At 73.4% G+C, this 9,993-nt stretch carries 11 protein-coding genes; 5 read left to right on the top strand and 6 right to left on the bottom strand.

Annotation, left to right across the window (positions count from 1 at the left end):
- A partial coding sequence (locus tag E1293_RS39695; RefSeq protein WP_207939369.1) for a hypothetical protein occupies positions 1–521 on the top strand: 521 nt, incomplete at its 5' end.
- Here E1293_RS39695 and E1293_RS39690 read toward each other — a convergent pair.
- A complete protein-coding gene (locus E1293_RS39690; protein ID WP_243717261.1) occupies positions 518–994 on the bottom strand; it encodes an Lrp/AsnC family transcriptional regulator in 477 nt (158 codons plus the stop codon). The genes E1293_RS39695 and E1293_RS39690 overlap by 4 nt on opposite strands.
- A 34-nt stretch (positions 995–1,028) precedes the next feature.
- Between E1293_RS39690 and E1293_RS39685 the strand changes: the two genes are divergently transcribed.
- Entirely contained in the window at positions 1,029–4,586 is a 3,558-nt protein-coding gene (locus E1293_RS39685) for an indolepyruvate ferredoxin oxidoreductase family protein (protein ID WP_341770243.1), read from the top strand.
- A 3-nt stretch (positions 4,587–4,589) separates the two neighbouring features.
- On the opposite strand, the gene E1293_RS39680 is transcribed toward E1293_RS39685, so the two are convergent.
- Positions 4,590–5,420: a DUF6338 family protein gene (locus E1293_RS39680; protein WP_165978604.1), complete on the bottom strand. Its 831-nt coding sequence runs from the start codon at positions 5,418–5,420 to the stop codon at positions 4,590–4,592.
- A 195-nt stretch (positions 5,421–5,615) separates the two neighbouring features.
- Between E1293_RS39680 and E1293_RS39675 the strand changes: the two genes are divergently transcribed.
- Entirely contained in the window at positions 5,616–6,857 is a 1,242-nt protein-coding gene (locus tag E1293_RS39675) for a protein kinase domain-containing protein (RefSeq protein WP_165978603.1), read from the top strand.
- A 68-nt stretch (positions 6,858–6,925) separates the two neighbouring features.
- A complete protein-coding gene (locus E1293_RS48080; RefSeq protein ID WP_165978602.1) occupies positions 6,926–7,492 on the top strand; it encodes a hypothetical protein in 567 nt (188 codons plus the stop codon).
- A gap of 11 nt (positions 7,493–7,503) precedes the next feature.
- Here the strand turns inward: E1293_RS48080 and E1293_RS39665 are convergent, their stop codons facing one another.
- Positions 7,504–8,286 carry a transporter substrate-binding domain-containing protein gene (locus E1293_RS39665; RefSeq protein WP_243717259.1) on the bottom strand — a complete coding sequence of 261 codons (783 nt, stop codon included), beginning with the start codon at positions 8,284–8,286 and terminating at the stop codon, positions 7,504–7,506.
- 149 nt (positions 8,287–8,435) lie between these two features.
- Entirely contained in the window at positions 8,436–8,798 is a 363-nt protein-coding gene (locus E1293_RS39660; RefSeq protein ID WP_132204078.1) for an STAS domain-containing protein, read from the bottom strand.
- A gap of 159 nt (positions 8,799–8,957) precedes the next feature.
- On the opposite strand from E1293_RS39660, the gene E1293_RS39655 reads away from it, so the two are divergent.
- Positions 8,958–9,395 (top strand): MarR family winged helix-turn-helix transcriptional regulator, encoded by a 438-nt coding sequence (locus E1293_RS39655; protein ID WP_132204076.1) that lies wholly within the window; start codon positions 8,958–8,960, stop codon positions 9,393–9,395.
- Here E1293_RS39655 and E1293_RS39650 read toward each other — a convergent pair.
- Together E1293_RS39650 and E1293_RS39645 are read right to left on the bottom strand one after the other, a co-directional pair.
- On the bottom strand, positions 9,392–9,625 hold the full coding sequence (locus E1293_RS39650; protein WP_132204074.1) for a DUF3040 domain-containing protein: 234 nt from the start codon (positions 9,623–9,625) through the stop codon (positions 9,392–9,394). The genes E1293_RS39655 and E1293_RS39650 overlap by 4 nt on opposite strands.
- 72 nt (positions 9,626–9,697) lie before the next feature.
- Positions 9,698–9,993, bottom strand: a 296-nt coding sequence (locus E1293_RS39645; RefSeq protein ID WP_481726109.1) for a helix-turn-helix domain-containing protein, incomplete at its 5' end; no start/stop codon positions are given.

Genomic DNA, 9,993 nt, shown 5'->3' with positions numbered 1-9,993 from the left:
CCACGCACCCTGCGCCGGCCCGCAAGCTCCCGGACCTCTGCGAAGCCGTGTCCGAACGGACCCTGCACCGCCTGGTGAATGAGGACCTGGACAGCCTCGACCCCGACGAGGGCGAGGGCGGCCTCGCCGTCGGCGGCGCCCACCGGCGCGGCTGCTCCTGGACGACGATGGAACGCGAGCTCAAGGTCTCCGCGGCGGAGATCCCCACGACCGGGCTGTTCGACGGGACCTGGCTCGCCACCCGCGAGTACACGATCCTGCACGCCGACGCCCGCGCGGAGGAGACGCTCAGCGTCCACGACAAGAAGTACTTCCGCGCCGTGACCGGACTCGGCGACCAGGCGTTCGCCGCGCACGTGCCGGGAGTCATCCCGGGGACGGTCGTCTTCCGCGACGGCGGCCTGCTGGTCCAGGTGGCCTACGAGGCGGCGGACGAGCGCAAGCCGCTCAGCCGGGAGCACGCGGTACGCGGCGCGTACGCGGCGGCGACGGAGGTCGCGCAGGCGCTGCCGGCCGGTTAGCGGGCGCGTTTCTCCTCGTCCTCCAGCAGGGGGCCGACGCGGAACGGGACCTGGTGGGTGAGGACGATCGAGGTGGTGCTGCGGCGGACGCCGGGGCAGGCGAGGATCGAGTCGATCACCTCGTGGAGCTGCTTGCCGTTCGGGGCCACCGCGCGGACGAGGAGGTCGCCCTGGCCGGTGATCCCGAGGACCTCCAGGACGCGCGGGATCGCCGACAGCGCGACCGCGGCCTCCCGGAGCCGTCCCTGGGCCACTTCGAGGGTGACGAACGCGGTCAGCTCGAAGCCGATCGCGCCGAGGTCGACCTCGCGGCCGCGGTGGCCGATGACGCCCTCGCGTTCGAGTTTCTCGACGCGGGCGTGCGCGGTGTTGCGGGCGATGCCGAGCTTGGCGGCCAGCTCGGTGACGCCGATGCGGGGCTGCTCGACGAGGCGGCGGAGTATCTGCAGGTCGAGGAGGGTGGGACGGGTCACAACGCTCAGCTCCGGCGGGTAACTCGGTTCTGACTTGAGCAATCTGCTCAAGTATCGCGCCACCATCTTGCACTCCGCTCAGCAAAAGAGGCTGAATGCAAGCATGAGCACCACCGTATCTTCCTCTCCGCTCCGCGACCGGCTGGAGCTGGAGCGCGGCCGGATCGCGATCGGCGGCGTGCACGCGCTCGTCCGGCTGCTGCTCGACCAGCGGCGCGCGGACGCCCGCCGCGGCTGGCGCACCGCGGGCTTCGTGTCCGGGTACCGGGGGTCCCCGCTCGGCGGCCTCGACCAGCAGCTGATGCGGGACGCGGCGCTGCTGGAGGGCAGCGACATCCGGTTCGTGCCCGGGGTGAACGAGGAGCTGGCGGCGACGGCGGTGTACGGGTCGCAGCTCGCCGAGCACCTGCCGGGGCCGCGCTACCAGGGCGTCTTCGGCCTCTGGTACGGCAAGGCGCCCGGCGTCGACCGCTCGCTGGACGCGTTCAAGCACGCGAACTGGCTCGGCACGTCCGAGCGGGGCGGGGTGCTCGCGGTGGTGGGCGACGACCCGTCCGCGAAGTCGTCCACGCTGCCGTCGGCGACGGAGGGCGCGCTCGCGGAGGCGTTCATGCCGGTGCTCGTCCCCGCGTCGGTCGGCGACGTGCTGCGGATGGGCCGGCACGGGTTCGAGATGTCCCGGTTCAGCGGCGCCTGGACCGGGTTCAAGGTCGTGACCGACGTCGCCGACTCGCACGAGATCGTGGAGGCCGAGCAGATGCCCGACCCGGTGCTCCCCGAGTTCGCGTGGCGGGGGCGCCCGTGGAAGCCGACGCGCAGGCCGGGCGTCGACCTCAAGGACACCACGTCCCTCGAAACCGAGGTCCTGCAGGGCCGGCTGCAGGCCGCGACGGCCTACGCCGCGGCGAACGGGCTCGACCGGATCGAGGGCGCCGCGGCCGACGCCGCCATCGGGATCGTCGCGGCGGGCCGCACCTATCTGGAGCTGCGCGAGGCCCTCGACCGGCTCGGGCTGGACGACGCGGCACTCGCCCGGCGCGGCGTCCGGCTGCTGCGGCTCGGCATGATCTACCCGCTGGACGCGGACCGGATCCGGGAGTTCGCCCGCGGGCTCCGCGAGATCGTGGTCGTGGAGGAGAAGCGCGCGTTCGTCGAGACGCAGATCCGCGACGTCCTGTACGACCTGGCGGAACGCCCCGCCGTGTACGGCAAGAACGGCCCGGATGGCGCCGGCCTCGTCCCGCCCGACGGGGGCCTGGACGCGGACCGGATCACCAGGGCGCTCGCCCGGCTGCTCGCCGACCGCGTGGGCGAGGAGCACCTCGACCTGCGCGACGCGGTGCTCCAGCCCCGCAAACCCAAGATCAACCTGCTCTCGGCGGCGCGCACCCCGTACTTCTGCTCCGGCTGCCCGCACAACCGGTCGACGGTCGTCCCGGACGGGTCGATCGCGGCGAGCGGCATCGGCTGCCACGTGATGACGGTCTTCCAGGACCGCAGCATCGGCACCACGCAGATGGGCGGCGAGGGCGCCATGTGGGTCGGCGCGGCGCCGTTCAGCGACACCGGGCACATGTTCCAGAACCTCGGCGACGGGACGTTCTTCCACTCCGGCAGCCTCGCCGTCCGGCAGGCCGTGGCCGCGGGCAGCAACATCACCTTCAAGCTCCTCTACAACGCGGCCGTGGCGATGACCGGCGGGCAGGACGCCGACGGCGGCTCCGACCCGGCCGCGATCACCCGGATGCTGCACGCCGAGGGCGTCGCGAAGATCACCGTGGTGGCGGACGACCCGTCTCGCTACCCGCGCGGCACCGACTGGGCGCCGGGCGTCCGGGTCCGGCACCGCGACGCCCTCGACGACGTCCAGCGGGAGCTGCGCGACGTCCCCGGCGTGACCGTGCTGCTGTACGACCAGGCGTGCGCGGCCGAGACGCGGCGCAAGCGCAAGCGCGGGCTCGTCCCCGACCCGCAGACCCGCGTGCTGATCAACGAGGCGGTCTGCGAGGGCTGCGGCGACTGCGGCACCAAGTCGAACTGCCTGAGCGTCGAGCCCGTCGAGACCGAGTTCGGCCGCAAGACGCAGATCAACCAGACGTCCTGCAACAAGGACTACTCGTGCCTGGACGGCGACTGCCCCTCGTTCGTCACCGTGATCCCTGGCAAGAAGAAGGCGCGCCCGGAGCTGCCTCAGATCGGTGAGCTGGACGAGCCCGAATCGCGTCCCGAGTCGGCCAACGTCCTGCTGGTCGGCATCGGCGGCACCGGTGTCGTCACCGTCAACCAGGTCCTGGCGACCGCCGCGCTCATCGACGGGCGGCACGCCCGCGCGCTCGACCAGACCGGGCTCAGCCAGAAGGCCGGCGCCGTCGTGTCGCACCTGCGGATCGGGGACGCCGAGCGGGACCGCCCCGGCATGGTCGGCGCGGGCGGCGCCGACGCCTACCTGGTGTTCGACCCGCTCGCCGGGACGTCGGAGCCGAACCTGCGGCGCTGCGCCCCGGACCGGACCACCGCCGTCATGTCGACCAGCGAGGTCCCGACCGGGCGGATGGTCGTCGACACCTCGGCGTCGCTGCCGCCGAGCGCGTCCCTGGTCGAGCAGATCGCGGGCCGCACGCGGGCGGACCGGCTCGTGGCGCTCGACGCCCTCGCGCTCGCCGAACGCTGGTTCGGCAGCACGACCACGGCCAACTTCGTCGTGGTCGGCGCCGCCTACCAGGCGGGGCTGCTGCCGCTGTCGGCGAAGGCGGTCGAGGAGGCGCTCACGCTGAACGGCGTCGCGGTGGAGGCGAACGTCCAGGCGTTCCGGGCGGGCCGCCGGCTCGTCCTCGACCCGGGCTTCGGCACCGAACCGGCCGCACTGGTGGACGCGTCCCCGCGGCCGCTGGACGCGACCGCGCCGGCCGCGATGGACCTCGTCGACGCGTCCGGCGCCGGCGGCGAGCTGGCACGCGTCCTGCGGATCCGCGTGCCCGACCTCGCCGCGTACCAGGACCTGGCGCTCGCCGAGCGGTACCTGGCCGCCGTGCTGCGCGTCGCGCGGGCCGAGGAGCGGGCGGGCTTCGACGGGCAGCGGCTCGCGGTCGCCGTCGCGCGCAACCTGCACAAGCTGATGGCCTACAAGGACGAGTACGAGGTCGCCCGCCTGCACCTCGACCCCGAGCTCACCCGGCGCGCGGAGGAGCAGTTCGGCCCGGGCTCGGCGATCGCGTACATGCTGCACCCGCCGCTGCTGCGGGCGGCCGGGCTGGACAAGAAGATCGCGCTCGGCCGGTCGGCGCGCCCGGCGTTCCACGCGCTGCGCGCGCTGCGGCGGCTGCGCGGCACGCCGCTGGACCCGTTCGGCGGCACCGCGCAGCGCCGCGCCGAGCGCCGCCTCGTCACCGGGTACGTGGCCGTCGTGAACGAGCTGGTCGCCGGGCTGGACGCCGACTCCGGCCGGCACGAGGCCGCGGTGCGGATCGCCGGGCTGCCGGACATGGTCCGCGGGTACGAGGACGTCAAGACCGCGAACATCGCCCGCTACGAGGAGGAGCTCCGCGAGCTGCTCGCCGGCTGGCGCGCCGGGCGCCCCGCGACCCGGGTGTGACGGTCAGGTGATCGCGCTGGTCACCGCGCCGACCAGCGCGATCACCACCAGCTGCAGCGCGAGCAGCTTGGCCAGCGGGCGCGGCGCGAGCCGGTGCTCATAGCACTGCTCCACGAGGATCTTCAGCTGGTCGGCGAGCGGCAGCCGCGGCGCGGAGTGCCGGGACGGGACGCCCCGCAGCGCGGCCGGGGGCGGGGGCGGCTCCTCGACCGGGCGCACCAGCACGCTCGTGACCGCCCGCGTCGGCACCACCATCTGGTCCCAGTGCAGCGCGTCCAGCGGCAGCGGCTTCCCGTGCCCGTCCAGCTGGAAGATCGGCCCGCACAGGGTGATGAACCGCAGGTCGGGGCCGCGCGCCGCGGATTCCTCGCCGAGCAGCCCGCGAAAGGTCTCGCCGCTGTTCAGCGTGATTTCCAGTTCGACCTCGCGATCGAAATAGTCGGCCTGCAGGCCGATCCTCGGGCGCACGCTGGGAAATGGCCCGGGACGATTCTCCAGCCGCGCCAATACCGCGGCCGCCAGCGACGACAGCGTCAGCGAGAACGCGAGATAGCACGCCACCGACCAGGTCGCCACCAGCGGGGAGACCGCCGCGGCGCCGTCGTCGAGGAGAGCGCCGAGGCCGAGCAGGGAGTCCTGTCCCAGCGCGGCGAGGACGGCCAGCGTGACGGTCGTGATCAGGGCGCCCGCGACGACGACCCGGGAGAGCCGCGGCGCCGCGGCCACCGGGGTTCGGCCGGACGCCCGGCGGCCGCGCATCAGGTCGTAATGCAGGCCCGGAACGGCCGCCAGGACGGACAATGCGACAGGCACGACAATGGGAGCGTCGGTCATGCTCACCCCAACCCGCTCATCAGGGGTCATGAGCTTCGAATCCTGTCAGTTGGACCTTGAAATCTCAACATCGAGACGACTGACGCGTGATCCAATTGCGGTTCCACTTCCGGTGCCGGAGATAAAGCCGCCGGTCGGCGTCCCGGTCGAACCCGGCAATGGCGGCGGCGCGTATCTCCTGACATGGAATCGGGCTTGCGGCTGACGGAGCGCTACCGCCTCGTGGAGCGCCTCGACGACGGCGGGACGATGGAGGTCTGGCGCGCCTGGGACGAGCTGCTCGGCCGCCCCGTCGCGGTGAAGCTGCTCGCGCCCGCCCACGCCGGCCTGCACCGCGCGTTCCAGGAGGGCGTCAACCGCGCCGCCGGGCTGTCGCACGCCGTCCTGGAGACGGTCTACGACAGCGACCAGACCCGCGACGCGTCCGGGCGGCTCGTGTCCTTCGTCGTGACCGAGTTCGTGGCCGGCGAGACCCTCGCCGGCCGGCTCCGGCGCGGCCCGCTCACCGCGTCCGAGGCGGCCGGCGTCTGCGGCCAGGTCGCGGACGCGCTGGGGGCCGCCCACACCGGCGGCGTGACGCACGGCGACCTGCGGCCGGGCAAGGTCATGCTGATCGCCGACGAGGTGCGGGTGACCGACACCGGCATCGGCGGGATCGTCCGCAGCGCCCGGACCAACGCGAGCCGGACCGCGGACCTCGCCGTGACCACCGGGGCCGCCGAGGCCAAGGCGGCCGACGTGCACGCGCTCGGCACCATCCTCGCCGCCTGCCTCGCACCCGGGACGTCGGAAGCGCTGTCCGCGCTCGCCGCCCGCTGCATGGGCTCGGACACCCCGTCCGCCGCGGAGGTCGCCGGCCTCCTCGCCCGCGACGACACCCCGCCGAACGCCGTGTTCGTCGCGGCGGCGAGCGCGGACCCGCCGGGCGGCCACCGGACCCGGACGCTGCGCCCGCCGGCCCCGCCCCGCCGCCGCGGCGCCCGGCTCGCCGCGCTCGCCCTCGTGGTCGCGATCCCGGTCACGGCCGCCGCCGCGATTCTCGCGTCCGCGCCGCGCACACCGGCCGGAGCCCCGCCGCCGGCCGCGGACGCCGTGCCGACGCAGCGGACGGCACCACCGCGCACCCCGCCCGCGCAGGCCGGCACGGATACCCCCGGCCCCGGCGTGACCGGCACCGCCGTGACCGAGGCCATCGGGCGGCTGCGCCCCATCGTCAGCCGCGGCTACGCCTCCGGCGAGATCCGTTCCGATGTCGCCATCGACCTCAACAACGTGATCACCAACCTGGAGAACGACCTCACCGCCGACCGGGGCGTCGACGTCGGCGACCGGATCGCGCTGCTGCACGACAAGATCGACACCCGCCGGCAGGAGCGCGGCCTGTCCCCCGACCTCGCGGCCGAGCTGGACCGCGTCCTCGCGACCGTCCAGGCATGACGGACCGGCCAGGCATGACGAACCGGCCAGGCATGACGGACCGGCCAGGCATGACGGACCGGCCAGGCATGACGGACCGGCGGGACACCGCGGAGTGGCGGCGCGAGGAGCTCCCCCACCCGGTGCCCGCGTTCCGCCTGCGCTGGCTCGCGCTCGCCGGGGCCGCCGCCACCATCGTGGCCGCCGCGACCCTCGTCCTCGGGATCGGCGACACCCTCTCCGGCAGCGACCGCTCGGCCGGCCGGCTGCTCCCCCTCCAGGCGGCCTCCCCGCCGGCCTCGGCGGCGCCCGAACCGTCCTCGCCGCCCGAGCCGTCCGCCCCTGAGCCGTCGTCCGAACCGCCCCGGGCGGAGACCTCGGAGCCCCTCACGACGAGCATCCACGACGCCCTGCTGAGGTTGCGCTACTCCGTGGACGAGGGCGTCGCGGCCGGCGATGTCCGCGACGACGTCGGCCTCGACCTCGGCAACGTGATCGAGCGGATGCTCGGCCAGGGGCGGCGCCCGCTCGAACGCCGCCGCGAGGACGTCGCCTACCTGCAGCAGAAGATCGCGACGCGCACCCGCGAAGGCGCGATAACCGACGGCAGAGCCGAGGAGCTGCGCGGCATCCTCGCCCGCGCCCGACCACGTTGACTTGCGGCGTGTCAGACGCAGCCCTCGAACTGGGGTACCTCGATGATCGACAGGTCCAGGCCGGTGCCGTCGAACCAGCGGCGCATCAGTTTCTCCGCCGTGCCGTCCTGGTACATGCCGGTGATCACCCGGTTGAGCGCCTCGCAGCCCTCGACGTCGCCCTTGCCGAGCCCGATGCCGGTGTTCTGCTCGCTGATCCGGGCGCGCACGAGCCGGAAGCCCCGCCCCTCCCGCCGGATGAGGCCGGCCAGGATCACGTCGTTCGTCGTGATCGCGTCCACCGTCCGCGCCTTGATCATGCTCATGCACTCGTCGTAGCTCTTCGCGGGGACGGTCCGGGCCGTCATCCCGTGCACCGCCCGGAGCCGCTGGACGGGGTCGGCGCCCTCGACCGCGCAGAACCGGCGGCCCTTCAGGTCCCGCACCCCGCTGATGCCGCGCTCGTCCGAGCGCACCAGGATGTCCTGGTAGGACATATAGTACGGGCCGGCGAACGCGATCTTCGTCTTGCGCTCCGGCGTGACCGACAGCGTCGCGAAGACCAGATCCGCCCGGCCGGACGTCAGCACCTCGATCCGCTCGGACGCCAGCACCTTGACGAACCGGACCTTCTTCCCGAGCCGGTCGGCCACATGCCGCGCGACGTCGATGTCGAACCCCTCGTAATGACCGTCCGGCCGCCGCAGGCCCAGCCCCGGCAGGTCCGGCCGCACCCCCACGACCAGGGTCTCCTTGTCGAGCAGTGATTCCTTCCCGACCTGCCCGCATCCGGAGACCGCCCCGGCGGCCAGCACGGCCGCCGCTAAGATCCGCCCTGTCGCCACCCCGGACCTCCACCTTGATCACAGCCACCGCGCGCGCCCACCCTAAGGCGGCGGAGGGGGCGGTGTCAGCAGGCCGGTGCGGCTGCCCGTGCCAGGCGGCCCGTCTCAGGTGACCGGTGTCAGGTGGTCGTGTGGACGGCGGACAGCGCCTCGGAGCGGTCCGTGGTGGTGGGGATGGCGCGGTTGAGGCCGGTGACCTGGATGATCCGGGAGACCGGTCCGCCGTTCGGGGAGAGCAGGCCGACGCGGATGCCGAGCGCCTTGGCGCGGATGCAGGCGCGGAAGATGGCGTCCACGCCGCAGGCGGCGCAGAACCGCGTGCCCGACAGGTCCAGGATCACGGCGCGGGGATTGGTGTTGAGCAGCCAGAGCAGCTGCGTCCGGATCTTCTGGTCGTTGAGGAGGTCGACCTCCGCGGGGAACGACACGATGTCGCAGTCGTCGGCCCGGTACACGCGCAGTACCGATGGTGTCGGTCGCATCACGCTCTCACCCCGATCTCACTTCGCCTGACGCCCGGTCCCCTAATATATCGTGTCACGATATAGTTGTCCATCGGAGGCCGCCGGCGGGGCCGTTCACCTGCCCGGATACGCACGGTGAAGTACCATCGAGAAACCGGAGGACGGACGTTCGCGTCCATGAACGGGGGGCGCGTGCAGGAACTCAGCCAGGAGGACTTCACCGCCCTGCTGGCATTCCGCACCGGGCTCCGCCGCTACCTGCGCTGGAGCGAGCAGGAGGTGCGCGCCGCGGGGCTGACGCCGGCGCAGCACCAGCTGCTGCTCGCCGTCCGGGGCCACGGCGCCGGGCGCCCCCCGACGATCGGCGAGCTGGCCGACTACCTGCTGCTGCGCCACCACAGCACCGTCGAGCTGATCAACCGGGCCGAGAACGCGGGCCTGGTCGGACGGGAGCGCGACCCCGCCGACAACCGGGTGATGCGGGTCCGGCTGACGCCCGCGGCCGACCGCGTCCTCGCCGAGCTGACCCGGGTGCACCTGGCGGAGCTGCGCAGCCTCGCCCCGATCCTGGACCGCCTGAGCGCCGAGTTGAAGACCCTCGAAGACCTGCCCTAACCCGAGACCGCCGCGGCGATCGCGCCCAGGGCGACGATCGACAGGACCAGGACCGCCGTCAGCACCCAGCAGAGCCGCCGGCTCGGCTCCAGATGCTCCCGGCGCGGCGGCGTCTCGGCCGCCGCCAGCCGGTTGAACATCGTGAACCGGGCCGCGAGCTCCCGGTCCTCCCGGCACAGCCCCATCTCGATGAGCGCGAGAACGCGGCTCTCGTGCAACGGCAGGCTCATCGTTCCTCCAGCTACATCGACGCTCCTTCATGACTAACCGGGAAGTGCAAGATCTATCGCGAATCCGCGTGCTCAGGCGCGCGGGCCGAACTCCACGCAGCAGTAGCCGGGTCGCGGGGCGAGGGTCGCTTCGACGCTGGACGCGCCGAGACCGTCCACCATCCCCGACAGGAACGCGTGGTTCACCCCGCACACCAGGGCGGGGTCGTCCTCGGCCATCGGATGGAACGGGCAGTTGCGCAGCCGCAGCTCGGTCGGGCCTTCCCGGTCGGGCTCGAACCCGTGCCGTGCCAGGATCTCCGCGACGCAGGTCAGGGCCCGTTCGGCGCCGAGCCGCCCGCCCCGGACGGGACGGCTCTCCCCCTCCC

This window comes from Actinomadura darangshiensis (genome assembly GCF_004349235.1).
Taxonomy (GTDB): domain Bacteria; phylum Actinomycetota; class Actinomycetes; order Streptosporangiales; family Streptosporangiaceae; genus Spirillospora; species Spirillospora darangshiensis.
The sequence above is the reverse complement of the archived record's forward strand: the minus strand, read 5'-3'. Positions and strand labels throughout refer to the sequence as shown.